Source organism: Sphingomonas sp. NFR04 (genome assembly GCF_900114095.1).
Classification (GTDB): domain Bacteria; phylum Pseudomonadota; class Alphaproteobacteria; order Sphingomonadales; family Sphingomonadaceae; genus Sphingomonas.
Genome location: NZ_FORV01000011.1, coordinates 1 through 17452, shown reverse-complemented (window position 1 = coordinate 17452; position 17452 = coordinate 1). Strand labels below are relative to the sequence as shown.

The following is a 17452-nucleotide window of genomic DNA, read 5'->3' as shown; positions in this document are numbered from 1 at the left end:
CATTCTCCCATCCTCCGTTCCCCAGGAGATCAGCGTGAGCGACCAAGACTCCATTGTTATTGTTGGCGCGGCTCGGACGCCGCTCGGTAGGTTTCAAGGCGACCTCGCGACGGTTTCCGCGGCCGAACTGGGCGCGGTGGCCATCCGCGCGGCGCTGGAGCGATCTGGCGTCGCTTTCGATCGCCCGCAGGAAGTGCTGATGGGGTGTGTACTCCCCGCGGGCCAAGGGCAGGCGCCCGCGCGCCAGGCAGCGAAGCGCGCGGGACTGCCGGACGCGATCGGCGCGACCACTGTCAACAAGGTGTGCGGTTCAGGCATGAAGGCGGCGATGCTGGCGCACGACCTGTTGGTCGCCGGTTCCGCTGATCTAATCGTCGCCGGCGGCATGGAGTCGATGTCTGGCGCGCCGTATCTTCTGGCCAAGGCGCGTACTGGCTATCGCGTCGGCCACGATCGCGTGCTCGATCACATGATGCTCGACGGGCTGGAAGATGCCTATGAGCCCGGTCGGGCCATGGGAGATTTCGGGGAGGCGGCGGCAGAAGCATATGGCTTCGATCGCGCGGCGCAGGACGCCTATGCGGTGGAGACGCTCACGCGCGCTCGCGCAGCCATCGCCAGCGGGCAGTTTGCAGCGGAGATTGCGCCGGTAACGGTGCCGACCAAGGCCAGCCCGCTGACGATCGATACCGACGAGCATCCGCTGAAGGTTTCCCCCGATCGCATTCCCACGCTGCGGCCGGCATTCCGCCCGGATGGAACGATCACCGCCGCCAGCGCCTCCGCCAATGCAGATGGTGCAGCCGCGCTAGTGCTCACCCGCCGATCGGTGGCGGAGCGCGAAGGGTTGCCGATCCGCGCGATCCTTCGTGGCCATGCCACGCACAGCCAGGATCCCGCATGGTACACGACCGCGCCTGCGCCAGCGGTGCGCAAGCTGCTGAAAAAGCTGGAATGGAGTTTGGCGGACGTGGACCTGATGGAGGTCAATGAAGCATTCGCGGTGGTGGCGATGGTCGCGGCCAAGGAGCTCGAATTTCCGCTGCAGAGGCTGAACGTCAACGGCGGCGCCTGCGCGCTGGGCCACCCGATCGGCGCGACCGGCGCTAGGCTGTTGGTGACGCTGCTTCACGCGCTGGAAGCCCGCAATGGCAAGCGCGGCGTCGCGACGCTGTGCATCGGCGGGGGCGAGGCCACTGCGGTGGCGATAGAGCGGCCGTGAAGGTCGCCGCCGGAAGAACAGGAGTGTCGGACGTGAAATTTGCCATTACTGCCTTGTGTGGCTTTACTCTGGCTGCAGGCGCGATCGAGCCTGCGCTGTCCAAGACCAGCTATGTGCCGTTCGTTATCCGGCAGGTGTCGGGTAAACGCCCCTTCGTCCAGGCGAAGCTGAACGGCGTTCCACTGCTGCTGATGGTGCATTCAAATGCCGATTTCTTCGTGATGACCACGCATGCGAATGCGGCGCGGGCCGGATTGAAGAAGCTCAAGAGCGTGGGACATTATGGCATTGTCGCGCATGGCAAGGTCAGCGCCTTGGGGCGCGCGGAAACGACTTTGGGATCGCTGCGCGTAGGCGCTGTCGAGAACAAGGATGTGGCGCTCTCGGTCTTCGAGACGCCGCAGAAGCCGGTGATGCAGGGGATGTTAGGAGTGCAGTGGTTGCGCGCCAACCACGTGATCGTCGATTACGCGCAGCGGCGGCTCGGCTTCGCCGAAACCGACGCGGATGCGGCGCAGCTGGCGGAGGCGCTTCGCGGGCGTGGCTACATCGCATTGCGGATGACCTGGCATCCGGAGCGCCGCAACTACACCGTTGAAGGTACTGCGGCGGGCGCAGCGGACCCGGTGCTGGTGTCGACCGTCTCGGAGAATATCATCGGTCTGCCGATTGCGCAGCGGCTCAACCTGCCCCTAGCAGATCGGGGTGAAACAGCGGGCGGGCCAGCTGGCTCGGTGCAGCCGAGCTTTACTTCGTCCCGCGCAGTGCCGCTGTGCATGGACGGGCACCGTTGGCCGGTGGGCGGCGCCGTGATCTATGATCAGGCGATCTATGCGGGCAAGCCAGGTATCCCCGCCAACGTTCCGGCGTCGATTACCCTTGGTGCGGACTTCATGCTCCAGAACGGCGCCGTGATCGACTATGCGTCCGGTACCCTCTATGTCCGTCCGAGCGCGGCCGGCGGCACGTGCTGATTGTGCTGCATTAGGTTGAGCGTGGGAGGCGGGCACTCGCCTCCCACGCGTACATCGCCGCGATCAGGCTGAGGCGGGACGCTCGAAAGCGGTCCGGTGCAGGTCGATGAAGGCCTGGACGGTCATCGGCGGTGTGCCCGTGACCGTCGCAATTGCCGTGTCCGCGCCAGCGAAGATTCCGTTCTGATAATCGACAGCGATCGCGCAGAAATGCTGGATAAGGAATGCCGGCAGCCCTGCCTGCTCGAGCCGCGCGCGATAGGCGTCGATCGAGGAGGGAGCATAGCGGACGTCCCGCCCGAGCGCCTCGCTGATCGCTTCGGCGATCTGCGCCTGCGACAGTTCGATCGGGCCGTGCAGAGTGTAGGTGCTGCCCAGATGCGGCTGCGGATCCGCGAGCACCGCTGCGATGAAACGTGCCTGGTCCTCCGCCGCGATCGGCGCATGTCGTCCGTCGCCATAGGGTAGGTCGATCTCGCCGCGCTCGACGATGCTCGCCTTCGCGTGGCGGTAGAGAAACCACTGCGCAAAGAAGGTAGGTCGCAAATGTACAACGGGTACGCCCGCGCGATCGAACAGCCGCTCGGCGATCCAGTGATCGCGCGCAGCATGACTCTTCGAATCCTCGCGCGCCGAGATCTGCGACATGTTGACAAGCACTTCCAGACCGGCGCGCAGCGCGGCATCGGCAAAATAGGCTGTCGCCTGTATCAGGCCGGGGCGGACCGGGTAGCAGAAATAGGCAGCGCGCGCGCCGTCGACTGCGCGCAGCACGTCGTCGTGCTCCAGCAGATCGCCGACGACCACTTCTGCGCCCGCCGCGCGAAGTTGCGCGGCGCGATCGTCGTCCTTGTGTGCCAATGCACGTACCGCAAGGCCGCGCGCGAGCAATCGATCTACCGTATAGCGACCGGTCTCACCGGTCGCTCCGGTCACGAGAATGGGCTGAGACATGGGGATTCCTTATCGGCAAAGAGGAAGATTACAGGCTGTCGACCACGCCGCCGTCGACGCGGAGGGCTGCCCCGGTCGTGGCCGATGCTTGTGGCGACGCGGCAAAGACGACCATGTTGGCCACCTCTTCAGGCGTGGCAGGCCTGCGCAGGATCGAACTGGGACGGTGCGTGGTGACGAAGTCGACACCCACCTCCTCGAAGCTCTTGCCAGAGGCGGTTACGGCCTCCTGCAGCATCGCCGCCGCGCCTTCCGTGAACGTCGGGCCGGGCAGGACCGAGTTGACGGTGACGCCGCTACCCGCCATCCGCTTGGCGAGCCCGCGTGCAAGAGCTACGTCCGCAGTCTTGCTGACACCATAGTGCAGCATCTCCACCGGTAGGTTGAAGGCGGATTCGGATGCAAGGAAGATGACTCGCCCCCAACCGCGATCCGCCATACCGGGCAGATAGGCGCGCGACAGTCGCATTCCGGCCATCACGTTCACCTGCCAGTGCAGGTCCCACATCGCATCGTCCGCGTCGAAGAAGTCCGCCGGCTGGTAGATGCCGGCATTGTTGACGAGGATGTCGATATGCGGCTCGGCAGCGATGAGCGCGGCGCAGCCTTCTGCCGAACCGATGTCGGCCGCAAGGCCGCGCGCCGATCCGCCCAACTTCGCCGCCGCTGCTTGCGTCTTCTGCTCGGTGCGACCGTTGACGATCACTTCGGCTCCTGCGGCGTGAAGTCCTTGCGCGATCGCGAAGCCGATGCCTTCGGTGGATCCCGTCACCAGCGCCGTCTTGCCGTTCAGATCAATTTTCATGCGTGAATTCCTTGCAGGTGTGTAATTGCACATATCGGTGCAAACTCGGGATGTTCCAGAAGTATCATCCCGCCGGGATGGCGATGTCGGACGCGATTTTCCAATTTCCGCGCTCCCGTACCCAATTGAGGATCAGGAGGAATGGCCGCGGTTTCCCGCTCTGGCCTGCATAGGCGACACGGATCAACACCGGAGCGTAGAGTTGTGCGACGCCATGCCCAAGGCGTGTGACACGCGGCGGCGCGCGCTCGGCAATGGCGAAGCCGCCGGCGTGCCAAAGGGCGCTGATCTGCGTAGTCGCCGCCTCGCCCCAAAAGCCGCCCCAACTGTCGGCCGCACCAGGCGGCGTCTTGCCGACGAACAGCGTGTCCTCGGAGTCGCGGAACAGCGCGCGGGTGGCGGGCAGGTCCCGCGCATTTTCGGCCTTCAACAAAGCATCGAAGCGGCAAAGGATCGCATGCTCGAGAGCAGACGGGTGTTTCGTCCCTGCGGCTGCTGCCGGCACCGGGGCGAGGGTCGGCGTCATCAGCAGGAGCGCGAGCGACTGTTGCAGGCGGAAGCGGCGATTTGGGGAGATCGCCGACATTATTCGAACCGCATGTCGGCGATATCGATGGAGACGAGCAGCGGATCACGCACGGCCTGCCAACCGTCATCGGCGGCGAAGACGCGGCGTTGCGTTGGAACCAAAATCCCATCGAAGCTCCGATAGGCGTGCGCATAGTTGACGCCGCGCGCGCCGCCCAGAATGTCCACTGTATAGTCGTGGCGGCGGATCAGCCCGTCGGGGCCGAACCGGGTGATCTGGGTTCGCGTGTGGCTGACGAGCGTGTCGGGGAAGGTGACCTGCAGGCTGCGCCATGTCTCCCCTGTCTCAACCCATGGCGCGATTTCCTCCACGATCATGCCGGGATAGGCGTAGAGGAATGGTTGCGTCAGATAGGTCCACAGAGCCTCGCCGCTGAAGAAGGTGGCGTGCAGTCGATCCCACGGGGTCTCCAGAGTCTGTCCGGCAAAGGCTGCGGCAGGATCGTCGCGAGATTCCAGCACCGCACCATGCCGATCCTCGGTCCAGACGCGCGACGGGGTGAAGAGGAGGCGCTCCCCGTCGTCCACCGCGAAGGAGAGGTGCTGTGCGGTTCGGTCGGCAATGATCTCGCGGCCGGTCAGAAAGCCCGGCCGTTTGATGTCCCACAGCGCCCCGCCGGTCGTCAGTCTGGCAGAGATCGAGCGGATCGCCTGCCACCTCTCCCATCCGCCATGAGCGTCGATGGCGCGTTTCAACAAGTCGATCATGTTCGCGTGTTCCTTTGGACAAGAGCTCCATCGGGGAGGCGCTCGCTGCGCCGGGCCCGCTCCGCCTCGCCACGGGCGAGCCGCCATTGCATGTGCGCGTCGCCCCCGGGACCTGCCTCAAGCGCGATTGCGCCGGAGGAGGGGCTGGCGCCGGATTCCATGTCTACCAGTTCCAACTTCAGGCGACGGCGGGTCTGCGCATCGACGATATGCAAGGGGGCCTCTTCATGCTGCGCGCGGCGCCACTTGTCGCCGATCTGCACCATCGCCTGCAGCAGCAAGCCGAGATCGCGGCCCTTCTCGGTCGGCAGATATTCGTGCCGAACCGGGCGGACCTGATATTCCCGCCGTTCGACGAGGCCGGATCGTTCCAGCTGCTTCAGTCGATCGGACAATGTGGCATTGGTCGCGCCTGTCGAGTGGCGCAGGTCCTCGTAGCGCGTGAGCCCCAGCAGCAGGTCGCGCATGACGAGTGCTCCCCAGCGGTCCCCTAGCGCGCCCATCACCTCGGCCATCGAACAGGCCATTCCCTCAAAACCCTTTGATCGCATCGCTTCGTTCTCACTCCGGCAACGCCGATGAACTCTTATCGTAGGAGTTATAGACTCTGATTATGAGAGCTACTACGGAAAGGCAAGCGCAGGAGATTGGGAAATGGCTGGAATTTCGCGGATATTCGTTATCGGCGCGACGGGAGCACAGGGCATGCCGGTTGTCCGCGGGCTGATTTCGAACGGCGGCTACGACGTCGTCGCACTTACACGTGACAGCAGCGCGCCGCGCGCCCAAGCGCTGCGGGATATGGGCGATGTCACGTTGCTGGAAGGCAGCTTTGCCGATGAGGCCACCCTTCGAGAGGGCTTCCGTGCTTGCGATGGGGCGTTCGTGAACATCGACGGCTTCAATGCCGGCGAACGGACGGAGATGTACTGGGCGATCCGCAGCTACGAGATCGCATTGGAGGAAGGCGTCAAGTTCTTTGTCTATGGGAACCTGGACTACGGCCTGAAGAAGTCGGGGTACCGATCAATGTTCCGCACCGGTCATTATGACGGCAAGGGCCGCATCGGCGACTGGATCCTCGCCCAGAATCGGGTGAACGGCGACCGCATGGGTGCCGCGCTGTTCACCACCGGACCCTATATGGAGATGGCGTTCTCCGCGCAGACCCCGATGACGCCCTGGGTCGAAGACGGCGTGCTGACCTGGCGCGTGCCGCTGGGGACCGGCGCCGTGGTCCATGTCGCACTGGAAGATTGCAGCCACTATGTCCGCTGGCTGTTCGATCACTCGGAGCGTGCCAACGGCATGAACCTCGAAGTTGCGATCGAGCATGTTCGCTATGCCGATCTCGCCACAGCCTTCGAACGCGTGACTGGCCATCCCGCCCGGTTCGTGGACACCAGCCTGGAGGCCTATTTCGCGCCACTCGCCGCCGTCACAGATCTGCCCGCTGGCTATAATGCAGATCCGGCAGACAAGAGCACGATGAGCTTCCGCGACAACTTCACCGGGTTCTGGAACCTCTGGAAGCAGGACATCATCACCCGCGACTATGCGCTGCTCGACGAGATACATCCGACGCGGATCCGCAGTGCGGAGGACTGGCTGCAGCGCTGGGAACAGCGGGCCGCTATCGAAGGTTCGGAATCGCTGTGGGCGAGGCTGCAACCCGCAACCTTACCCCAGCGCACCATTCTCAAGCTAAGCGAAGATCGGCGCCGCGGCAGGCTGTGAAGACTGCACCACCCCGGCGGCAATCATTCCGTGGTCGATCGTCAACGCACTCCGAGCAAACGGTGTTCAAAGAAGCGAAGGATTTCATCGCGAGCGGCTATCGTCGGCTGCCCCTCCGCGTCGATCAGGTGAACGGTTACGACGTTGTGGGGCGTCTGCACCACCTTCTCGAAGAACTCGGGGACGTCGCGATTGGCGGCGCTGTCGGGGAGAACCCGGCCGATGAAGCGCTTCCCGAGCGCCCTCTCATAGGCTGCGAACCGCTCCGCCTTGCAGAAGCGGTCGCCGTCGAACCGATAGGCGAGAACCGAAAGGTCTTCATGGTCCAAGCGTTCGCGGATCGCTTCGAGCTCTTCCGGTGCGATCTGCAACCCGGCGTCATCGTCGAGCGGGAGCGCGGGCTGGGACAGGACCGGGGCCAACATTGCCGGCTCCAGCATCATGCTGAGCGCGAAATTGCCCGAGAAGCACATGCCGATCGCACCCACGCCAGGGCCGCCGCATTCTTCATGCGCCGTCCGCGCCAGGGCACGAAGCCACTGCGTCACCGGCGCCGATCCTCCCGATCCGAACGCCCGGAATTCAGCGCTGATGCACACCCGCTTGAAGATCGCCTGGCCGACCTCCAGGTCGACCGGCTCGCCGTCTCGCCCGTACAGCGAGGGCATGTAAACGGTGAACCCCGCGTCGCGCGTCCAGCGCGCGAACCGCGCGACGTGCGGGCTGATCCCGGGCACTTCCGGAATGACGATCACCGCCGGCCCAGTGCCGGAGACATGCACCGTCTTGGTCGTATCAAGTTCGGTGATTTTCCTGGCCTCGAAATCCTCGAGCGGATCATAGGCGTCGAGCGGTCTCTTCTTCATGATTCCATCGCTTTCCCGGTTGGGCCAACCGCCGCGGGATCGATCGCGACCTCCGTCGGCACGCGCGCAGTGGACTACAGTGTGCTCGGTTTAACGAGGGCCATTCCGGCCATTTTGCGGGCGCGATCGGCCGATGGTTGATGTTACCATTCTGGCGCTTCCGGGCGCATTCGCATCAGGCGTGGCTGCTGCGCTCGACATTATGGCGACGGCAGCCCGGCTGGCTCCGTCCTGCGGCTGCGGGCCGATCCGGTGCAACGTCGTCTCGTCACACCCGATGGTCACGTTGAGCAACGGCGTGAAGATCGAAGCGACGGCGCTGGCGCAGAGCGACCAGACCTCGGACCATTCCATCTGGTTCGTTGCGGGCCTTGAGACTGACAGTGTGGAGTCTGCTGCGGCACGCATGTCGGAACCGGATGCGGTCACGGCCGCCGAGGCGATACACCTGCATGGCGCGCGTGGCGGAACGGTGGCGTGCGCGTGCTCCGCCGTTCTGCTGTTGGAAAGGGCCGGACTGCTTCGGGGCAGACGCGCGACGACGACTTGGTGGTTGGGAGAGTATCTCCAGAGACTGCAGCCGGATTGCGTGGTCGACGTCGAACAGACCGTGATCGTTGATGGCAATATCGTGACCGCGGGAGCAGCGTTCGCCCATCTCGACCTCATGCTGCATCTTCTGCGGACGCACTTCCCCCCCGCATTGGCAAAGGCCGTTGCCAAGGCCATGATCCTGGACGGGCGGCAACTTGAAGCGCCTCGCCCGGCCGTGCGGGCATCGGCGGGAAGGCTGGATCTCGTCAGCAAGGTGGCTGCATCCTTTGAGGCAGCACTACCCGACCCACCGACGATTACCCAACTCGCGGCCGAGCTCGGTATGTCCGGTCGGACACTTTCCCGACGAATAAAGCGTGAGACCGGCGGGAATGTCTCTGCAATTTTGCAGAGCGTGCGCCTCCATCGCGCTCGCCAGTTACTTCAGGACAGAGGGTTGTCGATCGAGCAGGTCGCAGCCGAGCTGGGCTATGCCGACGCCACGTCATTGCGACGAATGATGCGAAAGCTGGCGCACGCGACGCCGGGACAATTCAGGCCGAGGCTTGCCTGAACTGCCCTGCGCGGTGCGGCGATAGGCTCAATGTTCCAGTTTGGCCGCTAAGCTGTCATTGCCTTGCGCTCGGGCGACAGACGCTGCGGTCCTTCCTTCCATGTCGGAAATGTCCGTTTTGGCGCCGGCGGTCAGCAAAAGGTCGACCTGCGCCTTGCGATTGAACATCGCTGCCATCATGAGCGCCGTCTGTCCCTGCTTGTTGCGCGCATCAACCGCACAGCCAGTGGAGAGCAGCCTTGCTGCGAGCGCGTCCAAGCCCTTGAAGGCAAAGCCCATTTGCGCGGTATTGCCCTGGGTCGCGTCGGGCTTGCAGGGGTCTGCCTTGGCCTTCAGCAAGGCCTCTACCGTGTCCGCATTTCCGTCATATGCAGCGAGGATCAGCGCCGTGTAGCCTCGCGGATCATATGCATTCACATCGGCGCCCGCGGCAACCAGCGCGGGGATGAGATCGGTACGGCCGAGCCGAGCCGCATCAAACAGCAGTTCCTGCGCTCGCGCGCTTGTCAGCGTAGCTTGCGCTGCCTGCCCATTCGCGGTTGCGGGTAGGGGGGCGACCACGGCCAGTGACATCCCAATGGTCAACAGAGATCGAAACATCTCAAAATCCTAGTGTAGTGAGACCCCGGCACCGCAGAGGGCGCCGGGGCCTTGCCGCTTCTGCGTTACTGCTGGTTCGGGAACTGCTCGGGGTGCGCCGACATCGTCTGGCGAACGTCCTCCACAGTCACGTTCACTGCCTTGGCGAGGCGCGTTCCATAGTCCGCATCTGCGGCATAAAAGTGCCCGACCATCAGTCGACGAACCTCGGGACTGTTCACCCGTCCAAGGTCGGACGCCAGATTCTTGACCAGGTGCTCCTTCTCGACAGCGCTCAACGTGCGGTAAAGCGCACCGGCCTGTCGGAAATTATCCAATTTGCTGATGACGCGGATTTGCGCAGTGGGGCCGACCGGGTATTCAGCCGCCTTGTACCGCGCATCGGCGCGCGGCGTGGGCTTAGTGAGCGAGGGCTCATAATTGATGTCGTCATTACGGCCGCTCGCAGCCATGAACCCGTCCTGATTGTTGTTTGCTACAGCGGCCAGTGGACGGTTCACGGGAAGCTGCGCGAAGTTGACGCCCAGACGGTACCGCTGGGTATCCGCATAGGCGAACAATCGGCCTTGCAGCATCCGATCAGGTGAGGCTTCTACGCCGGGTATCAGGTTTGACGGGGCGAAGGCAGACTCCTCGCTATATTCAAAATAGTTATCTGGCACCTTGTTAAGCGTCATCGTGCCGAGCTTCACTTCCGGCACATCTTCCCAGATCTTGCTGTCGTCAAAAGCGTCGTAGGTGAGCTGGCCAACCCTCTCCGCCGGCATCAACTGGACGTATAGGTCCCAGCTCGGGAAATTGCCGGCCCGGATCTGGTCGTAAAGATCGCGCGTCGCATAGTCGGCATCGGCGGCACGCGTCTGTTCGAGGGTCATGCCCTTCAGGCCCTGCCGGCTCTTCCAGTGAAACTTTGCGAACACCTGCTTGCCTTGCGCGTTGACGAGACGAAACGCGTGAACACCATAGCCGTCCATCATGCGATAGTTGATCGGCATCCCGAACGTGTCCGTGTACAGCCAGGTCAGAACGTGCGTTGATTCTGGGACATTGGCGAAAAAGTCGAACGCGCGGTTTGGGTCCTGGATGTTCGTGACCGGCGACGGCTTATTCGCGTGCACGAAGTCGGGAAACTTTATGGCGTCCCGGATGAAGAAGACGGGGAAATTGATCCCGACAATGTCCCAGTTGCCCTGATCGCTGTAGAACTTGACAGCGAAGCCCCGGGGATCACGGGCTGCTTCGGGAGAGCCGCGATACGGCATAACCGTGGAGAAGCGAACGAAGACGGGGGTTTGCTTTCCGGCAGCGGAAAAGACGGTGTTTTCTGAGTAGGCTGAAAAATTTCCGTCAGACACGAACACTCCCTGTGCGCCAGTGCCTCGCGCGTGAACTACGCGTTCAGGAATTCGCTCGCGGTCAAATCGTTGTAATTTCTCAATAAGTCTTGCGTCTTCCAGCAGCACTGGACCGTCCTCGCCGACAGTCTGACTGTTTTGATTGTCTCCCACCGGCGCACCGGTATCTCGGGTTAATGTGGTCTGGGCGTACGCGGCGGGAGCCAGCCCGGCGAGCGCCGCGACCATACCGAGGATACGTTTATGCTTCATGTTCGCTCCCTTAGCTCCATTGAGGGTTGGGGCGGCGTTATGCTGAGCAGAAGGATGACAGAAATTGACGTCTTTGATCATCGTGATCGAAACTAATCGCTTTCAAGTCCTGTGGGGTAAAGCGAGCCAATTTCATAGTGTTAGGTAGCTGCACGCGCATCCTTTCATTGTTAATGAAAGAGCAGTTAGCGGTAATCGATAATTGTCGTTTGGCGTTGCGACAGGAATGTGACGCCGATCGCAGTGACTTCTGGCTCGAGCGAAACGGACTGGCATTCCTCTTTGAGCTCCCCTCGTCCAATCGCAAAAACCGCTAAATGCGAGGGTGGCGATCGTCAGGGTAGGTGCGCCTCTTGAACGACGGGCGGAATAGGGAGTCAGCGTTGGGCGTGTGACGCCCGATATGATGCGTTCGCATGCCGCTGTGCGGTCCCAAGTTGGCTGGCCGCCTTGTTATCGTGGACGCGAGCGCCGATCCTGCGGATCGGCTACCGGCAGGTGCCGGCAGCGGAACGCTGGTACAGTGCGCGCGCTGGCGCACGCCTGCGGCGACACCAGGGCGCGCGATGTGTTCGTGCCCGCGTGGCACACTTGCCCGGGCGGGAGGCACGGGCGGCGGCTGGCGCACGTGCTGGCGCACGCACGCCGCCCGCGCGGGCCCGCCCGGTTGCAAGGGTGCGGTTCTTGTCCGGGCGCGATGACGCCCGGCAGCGCGGTCGCGCTGACAGGATGGTCGCCGCGCGGAGGCGCGGCGGCATTGGTGCGCCGGCACGCGGACAGGGCAGGGGGAGCGTCGCTTCCCTGTAGGCCTGCCGCGGCATGCCGCAAGCCGGGCGGTGCCCGGCTCCTCCACGTTGTTTCGGCCCTGCGGGTGCAGCCTGCCTCTGACGGCAGGACTGTCGGTTCGCTCCTGCCGCTCCCCCCGCCCTTCCGGCGCCGGTTGCGGTGTTTTGGAAGGAGCAGGATCATGGGTGTTGGACGCGAGAGCCGGGCGAGCCTCTATGCCGAGGTGACGGGACGGGTGATTGCCGAGCTGGAACAGGGACGGCTGCCCTGGGTGCAGACTTGGGATGCTGCGGCGTGTGGCTGTGCGATGCCGGCCAATGCGGTGACCGGGCGGCGCTATTCGGGGATCAATGTACTAATCCTATGGGCGGCGGTGATCGAGGGGCGGTATGCCTCGCAGCGCTGGCTGACCTTTCGGCAGGCGCAGGCCGAGGGGGGCAGCGTCCGGCGCGGCGAGCGGGGGACGACGATCTGCTATGCGGATCGCTTCACGCCCAAGGACGAGGCGGAGCGGGCGCGCGACGAGGACCGGGAAGCGCGGCAGCTGGCGTTTCTCAAGCGATTCACCGTGTTCAATGTCGACCAGTGCGAGGGGTTGCCCGATCGGCTGACGGTGGTGGCGCAGGGCGAACCCGTGGCAGAAGCCGACCGCATTCCGGCCGCGCATGCGCTGATGGAAGCATGCGGGGCAGATATCCGGATCGGGGGTGGCGAAGCCTATTACAGCCCAGGCGGCGACTATGTCGCGGTGCCGCCGCAGCTCGCCTTTTACAACCGCATCAACTGGTATCGCACTGTGCTGCACGAACTGGGGCACTGGACCGGGCATCGCTCCCGCCTTGACCGCGACCAGTCCGGCGCATTCGGCAGTGCCGCCTATGCCCGCGAGGAACTGGCTGCCGAGATGGCGAGCGCGTTTACCTGCGCATCGCTGGCGATCCGGCCAACGGTTCGGCACGCCGATTATATCGGCAGCTGGCTGGCGGTGCTGCGCGAGGACGAAAAGGCGATCTTTCGGGCGGCGAGCGCGGCCAGCAAGGCGGCCGATTACCTGCTCGGCTTCACGTCGGATGGGGAGGCGGGGCAATGATGCGCTGGCTTCGCCTGCGGCGGATGCGCCGCACCTTTCGCGCCCTCCCCGAGCGAGACCGGGCAATCTTCGGATCTGTGCGGTTCGATGATTGCGATTACATCGAAACGGCCCAGCGGCATGGCTGCACCGTGGAAGAGGTCGACCAAACCGTCGCCCGCGTGCTGATCGCCCTCGACCGTGCTGCGCGGGGCAAATGACGATGAGCGGCGTACACCTCGCCCGGGGGTTCCGGGCGAGGTGTACGCCGCGGCATCAGCGCGTTAGGATCGATCCATGAGGACCAGCCTCGACCACCTGCCCCCAGCCAAGCAGCGCGAGCTGGAGCGTGTCGTCCAAATCCTGTTCGAGGAGTTTGGCGACGCGATTGCCATCGCGACCTCGGACTGGAAGAAGCAGGCGCGCATCCTCAAGGTTATCCTCTACGGCAGCTATGCGCGCGGGGGCTGGGTCGACGAGCCCCATACCGCCAAGGGCTATCAGTCAGACTTTGACCTTCTGGTTATCGTCAACAACGACAAGCTCACCGATCGCGCCCAGTTTTGGACCACCGCCGACGACCGGCTCAACCGCGAACTGGCGATCATCAAGACGCTCCGCACGCCCGTCAATTTCATCGTCCACACCCTGCAGGAGGTGAACGACGGCTTGGCGCACGGGCGCTATTTCTTCATGGATGTCGCCCGCGACGGTATCGCGTTGTACCAGAGCGATGACACCGAATTACATCAGCCCAAGCCTAAGACGCCGAAGCAGGCGTTGGCCATGGCGCAGGAGTATTTCGGAGAATGGTTTCCAACAGCAGCCGGGTTCAAACGGAATGCTGGGTACGCTGAGCGTGATGGCGACCTAAAGCTGGCCGCTTTCTTGCTGCACCAGACGGCTGAACGCCTCTACCACTGCGTGCTTCTGGTCTGCACTTTCTACACCCCCCACGTGCATAATCTGGGCTTCCTCCGCACCCAGGCGGAGCGCATCGACCCGCGTCTGGTCGATGCCTGGCCGCGTGACCAGCGCACCGATCGTGCCCGCTTCGAGAAGCTGAAAGAGGCCTATGTGAAGGCGCGCTATTCGAAGCACTACCGCATCAGCGAGGAAGAACTGGCGTGGCTCGGCGAGCGTGTCGAGGCACTTGGTCAGGCGGTGCAGGTGATCTGCGAAGAGCGGATCGCAGTATTGGAACGCAGCGCCGCCGCCTGATCTAGGCGGCGATTTTCCCGGCGTCCGCGAACGACAATTCGCGCCGCAACTGCGGCGCTTCGCGGCGTTCGGCGCAGCGCATATCGCGGGCGATCGCGACGCTGATCCACTCGATTTTCCACGCCAGATCGAGCACGTCGCCGCGCTCCGCGCGGCTGATTGTAGCGATACCGGCGCCCTCGACGTCGACCGAAAATCGGCACTCGTCGACCCAATTATCGAAGCGTCCCTGCACCAGCGTGTCGTCCGAAATCGCTATGGCAAAGCCCTCATCTAGCGCCCGCGCGGACAGGCAAATCTCGTCCTCCACGTCACCGGAAAGCTTCAGCCGGCCATTCTCCAGTGGTTCGATTCTGATCGACATATCGGACTCTTTCTGGCGACTCGGAAGGGCTGTGATGATAGAACGTAACAGGAACAATCGAAAGGCGCGCGGGGATCGGTAGGGGAGAGGAGAGAGGGCAAGATAAAAGCGGTGCCTCCAAGCGGCCCCGGAGGTGGCGTCTGCACGTCGTTTTTGATGGAGGCATGGCCATGGCCGTGCCTCCATCGGGAAGGCGCGATCGCCGGAATGCCGGCATTTCTGCGGCTTTCCGGCTCCGCCGAATGGAGGCCCTTGATGGGCGGCGCTGGCACACCCTCATCTGGCGCTTTCCAGCATGGGATAGCGTCATGGCCGAGGATCCATTCGAGCTATGTTGGGGCGGGTCGGCGCGGATCGCTCGTTCGCGCACCAGCTTCGCAAGGCGACCAATCTCGCTGGCGGCGCAGCGCGGTCTTCGGCCGCGCGCGCCCGGCATTTCGACGGCAGCAGGATCGGTCGCGGTTCGGGCGTCGGCCGGGTGCTCGGGGCATCCGATCGTTTTGCCGGAATTCGCGCGCGCCGCGTCGTCGTGAAGGCCCGCTTCGTGAAGCTGGCGGGGAAGGGGGCAAAGGGCGCTGCCGCGCACCTGCGGTATCTGCAGCGCGACGGCACCACGCGGGAGGGGGAGCGCGGAACGCTCTATGCTGCTTATCACGATGTCGCCGACGGCAAAGCATTCCTCGAACGCAGCACCGGCGACCGGCACCAGTTTCGCTTTATCGCCGCGCCCGAAGGCGGCGCGCAGTACGAAGATCTGAAGCCGCTGGTGCGGCGCTGGATGGCGCAGGTTGAACACGACCTCGGCACGAAGCTCGACTGGGTGGCTGTCGACCATTTCAACACCGGTCATCCGCATGCCCATGTGCTGGTGCGCGGGATCGACGATCGCGGCAAGGACCTGATCATCGCCCGCGAATATATCAGCCAAGGGCTCGCCGCGCGGGCAGCTGAGCTGGTCAATCTTGATCTGGGACCGCGCACTGACCGCGAAATTTTCGAGGGGCGTCAGCGCGAGGTCGGCCAGGAGCGGTTCACCAGCATCGACCGCAGGTTGCTGCTCGCGCGCGAGACCGACGGGCTGGTGTCGTCCTGGCATGGCGACAGCGTCGAGCAGGGACTGCGCGCCGCGCGCCTCGGCACGCTGGTGCGGATGGTGCTGGCGACCGACGAGGGGAAAGGTCGCTACCGGCTCGCCGACGATCTGGAACCGACGCTGCGCGCCATGGGGCGGCGCGGCGACATCATCGCGACCATGCACGCGCAACTGAAGGCGCGTGCGCCCGAGGTGCATCCGCAGGACTATGCGATCTACGAACCAGCCGAGGGCAAGCCGCTGGTCGGCCGCGTCGTGGCGACGGGACTGGCGGACGAGCATCGTGATCGCCATTACCTGATCGTGGCCGCGACCGACGGGCGCTGCCACTATGTCGACCTGGGCAATCAGTCGCTCTCGGAAGTGAGTGATCGCCCCGAAATCGTGCGTGTGACGCCGGTCGTCGCAGGCATCCGTGATGTCGACCGGACGGTGGCCGAGGTCGCTGCCGCCAATAGCGGCATCTACAGCGTCGACCGGCACCTGCGCCATGACGCCAGCGCCAGCCAGCGTTTCGCCGAAGCCCATGTCCGGCGGCTGGAAGCGCTGCGACGGGGAGGGGGCGAGGTCGCGCGCATGCCGGATGGCAGCTGGAAGATCGGCGCCGATTATCTCGACAAGGTCCTGGCCTTCGAGCGACGGGCGGCTGCGGCACGGCCCGTCGAGATCGAAACGCTTGCCGAGCGCCCGGTCCTTGAGCTGGTTCGCCACAACGGCGTGACCTGGCTCGACGAGCAGCATGTCGCCAAAGAACCGGAAGTGCTGGGCGGCGGGTTCGGGGCCCAGGTGCGGCAGGCATTGGTACTTCGCCGCCAGTGGCTGATCGAGGAGGACCTCGCCTGGCGCGACGGCGATACCGTCCGCTTCCGCGCCAATTTGCTGGCCGAGCTCCGCCGCCGCGAACTGCGACAGGTGGCGGATCAGCTCTCGAAGGAAATGGGTCTCGGCTATGCCGAGCATCGCGGCGGCGCGATTGAGGGTATCTATCGCAGGGCGGTACAGGTCGGCGCCGCGAAATATGCGGTGATCGAGAAATCGCGGGAATTCACGCTGGTGCCTTGGCGGCCGGTGCTGGAAAAGCAGATCGGTCGAACCGTTTCCGGCATCGATCGCGGCAGCGCAATCAGCTGGACATTTGGGCGCCAGCGTTCGGGTCCGGAGATCGGCGGGTTCTGAGATGCTCCGAAGAGGTACCGGGATTCACCAGCGAGGACCTGTAACGGAAGCGGGAACAGGCGGATTCTGCACCACGTGCAGACGCGCAAGACCCGCCACCAATTCTATCTTCCCGACGAGCTGTCGGCGAAGCTCGACGCGATGGCTGCGCAGCCGGGATCGTCGAAGACCGCGATCCTGACCGACGCGCTGACCGCCTGGTTCGATCGCCGTGCCGGTCATGAACTCGACCAGCGCTTCGGCGCCCGGCTGGACCGCCAGAACCGCGCCGCCGACCGGATGGAGCAGAAGCTCGACTATCTGACCGAGGCTCTCGGGCTCTTCGTCCGCCACCAGCTCACCCTTACGGCGCACCAGCCAGCCTTTGATACCGAGACGCAGCGCCTCGGCCGGCTTCGCTACGACGCCTTCGTCGAACTCGTCGGTCGAGCAATCGCCCGGGGCGACACGAACAACCGCATCGCTAACCGTCAATCCCCAGAACAGGGGAGGGGCAGATGAAGGAGCATACCATGCGCCCTACTCCGCGTCGGCCGAATGCCGATCTGTCGCCCATCACGCTGCGGATTGCTGA

At 64.1% G+C, this 17452-nt stretch carries 18 protein-coding genes; 9 read left to right on the top strand and 9 right to left on the bottom strand.

Annotation, left to right across the window (positions count from 1 at the left end):
* The first annotated feature begins 28 nt into the window (after positions 1–28).
* Both BM009_RS21560 and BM009_RS21555 read left to right on the top strand, forming a co-directional pair.
* On the top strand, positions 29–1222 hold the full coding sequence (locus tag BM009_RS21560; RefSeq protein ID WP_217644253.1) for an acetyl-CoA C-acyltransferase: 1194 nt from the start codon (positions 29–31) through the stop codon (positions 1220–1222).
* Complete coding sequence (locus tag BM009_RS21555) at positions 1219–2196, top strand: retropepsin-like aspartic protease (protein ID WP_139216712.1); 978 nt, start codon at positions 1219–1221, stop codon at positions 2194–2196. Before BM009_RS21560 ends, BM009_RS21555 begins: the two co-directional genes overlap by 4 nt.
* 63 nt (positions 2197–2259) lie before the next feature.
* On the opposite strand, the gene BM009_RS21550 is transcribed toward BM009_RS21555, so the two are convergent.
* From BM009_RS21550 to BM009_RS21530, 5 genes are all read right to left on the bottom strand, one after another.
* Complete coding sequence (locus BM009_RS21550) at positions 2260–3150, bottom strand: NmrA family NAD(P)-binding protein (protein ID WP_093299597.1); 891 nt, start codon at positions 3148–3150, stop codon at positions 2260–2262.
* A gap of 28 nt (positions 3151–3178) precedes the next feature.
* Positions 3179–3955, bottom strand: coding sequence for an SDR family NAD(P)-dependent oxidoreductase (locus BM009_RS21545; RefSeq protein ID WP_093299595.1), 777 nt, complete (start codon positions 3953–3955; stop codon positions 3179–3181).
* Positions 3956–4019: 64 nt separating this feature from the next.
* Complete coding sequence (locus BM009_RS21540; protein ID WP_093299592.1) at positions 4020–4541, bottom strand: nuclear transport factor 2 family protein; 522 nt, start codon at positions 4539–4541, stop codon at positions 4020–4022.
* Positions 4541–5251: a hypothetical protein gene (locus BM009_RS21535; protein WP_093299590.1), complete on the bottom strand. Its 711-nt coding sequence runs from the start codon at positions 5249–5251 to the stop codon at positions 4541–4543. The genes BM009_RS21540 and BM009_RS21535 overlap by 1 nt, the downstream gene beginning before the upstream one ends.
* Positions 5248–5754 (bottom strand): winged helix-turn-helix transcriptional regulator, encoded by a 507-nt coding sequence (locus BM009_RS21530; protein ID WP_302847378.1) that lies wholly within the window; start codon positions 5752–5754, stop codon positions 5248–5250. The genes BM009_RS21535 and BM009_RS21530 overlap by 4 nt, the downstream gene beginning before the upstream one ends.
* A 151-nt stretch (positions 5755–5905) precedes the next feature.
* Here BM009_RS21530 and BM009_RS21525 point away from each other — a divergent pair, with 151 nt between their 5' ends.
* Complete coding sequence (locus BM009_RS21525; protein ID WP_093299585.1) at positions 5906–6988, top strand: NmrA family NAD(P)-binding protein; 1083 nt, start codon at positions 5906–5908, stop codon at positions 6986–6988.
* A gap of 41 nt (positions 6989–7029) precedes the next feature.
* On the opposite strand, the gene BM009_RS21520 is transcribed toward BM009_RS21525, so the two are convergent.
* The gene (locus BM009_RS21520) at positions 7030–7854 is read right to left on the bottom strand and encodes a dienelactone hydrolase family protein (RefSeq protein ID WP_093299583.1); all 825 of its coding nucleotides are present in this window, start codon (positions 7852–7854) and stop codon (positions 7030–7032) included.
* Positions 7855–7987: 133 nt separating this feature from the next.
* Between BM009_RS21520 and BM009_RS21515 the strand changes: the two genes are divergently transcribed.
* Complete coding sequence (locus BM009_RS21515; RefSeq protein WP_093299580.1) at positions 7988–8962, top strand: GlxA family transcriptional regulator; 975 nt, start codon at positions 7988–7990, stop codon at positions 8960–8962.
* Between the two features lie 27 nt (positions 8963–8989).
* Here the strand turns inward: BM009_RS21515 and BM009_RS21510 are convergent, their stop codons facing one another.
* Together BM009_RS21510 and BM009_RS21505 are read right to left on the bottom strand one after the other, a co-directional pair.
* Entirely contained in the window at positions 8990–9562 is a 573-nt protein-coding gene (locus BM009_RS21510) for an ankyrin repeat domain-containing protein (protein WP_254772405.1), read from the bottom strand.
* A gap of 65 nt (positions 9563–9627) precedes the next feature.
* Positions 9628–11169: a catalase gene (locus tag BM009_RS21505; RefSeq protein WP_093299576.1), complete on the bottom strand. Its 1542-nt coding sequence runs from the start codon at positions 11167–11169 to the stop codon at positions 9628–9630.
* A 967-nt stretch (positions 11170–12136) separates the two neighbouring features.
* Between BM009_RS21505 and BM009_RS21500 the strand changes: the two genes are divergently transcribed.
* From BM009_RS21500 to BM009_RS21490, 3 genes are all read left to right on the top strand, one after another.
* Positions 12137–13045 carry an ArdC family protein gene (locus tag BM009_RS21500; protein WP_093299574.1) on the top strand — a complete coding sequence of 303 codons (909 nt, stop codon included), beginning with the start codon at positions 12137–12139 and terminating at the stop codon, positions 13043–13045.
* Positions 13042–13245, top strand: coding sequence for a sigma factor-like helix-turn-helix DNA-binding protein (locus tag BM009_RS21495; protein WP_093299571.1), 204 nt, complete (start codon positions 13042–13044; stop codon positions 13243–13245). The genes BM009_RS21500 and BM009_RS21495 overlap by 4 nt, the downstream gene beginning before the upstream one ends.
* A gap of 76 nt (positions 13246–13321) precedes the next feature.
* Positions 13322–14245, top strand: a complete 924-nt coding sequence (locus tag BM009_RS21490; RefSeq protein WP_093299569.1) for a HEPN domain-containing protein — start codon at positions 13322–13324, stop codon at positions 14243–14245.
* A gap of 1 nt (position 14246) precedes the next feature.
* Here BM009_RS21490 and BM009_RS21485 read toward each other — a convergent pair whose 3' ends face one another.
* Complete coding sequence (locus BM009_RS21485) at positions 14247–14609, bottom strand: hypothetical protein (protein WP_093299567.1); 363 nt, start codon at positions 14607–14609, stop codon at positions 14247–14249.
* A gap of 331 nt (positions 14610–14940) precedes the next feature.
* On the opposite strand from BM009_RS21485, the gene rlxS reads away from it, so the two are divergent.
* Both rlxS and BM009_RS21475 read left to right on the top strand, forming a co-directional pair.
* Positions 14941–16878, top strand: coding sequence for a relaxase/mobilization nuclease RlxS (rlxS, locus tag BM009_RS21480; RefSeq protein WP_093299564.1), 1938 nt, complete (start codon positions 14941–14943; stop codon positions 16876–16878).
* A gap of 75 nt (positions 16879–16953) precedes the next feature.
* Positions 16954–17379 (top strand): CopG family transcriptional regulator, encoded by a 426-nt coding sequence (locus tag BM009_RS21475; RefSeq protein ID WP_093299562.1) that lies wholly within the window; start codon positions 16954–16956, stop codon positions 17377–17379.
* Positions 17380–17452: the final 73 nt, after the last annotated feature.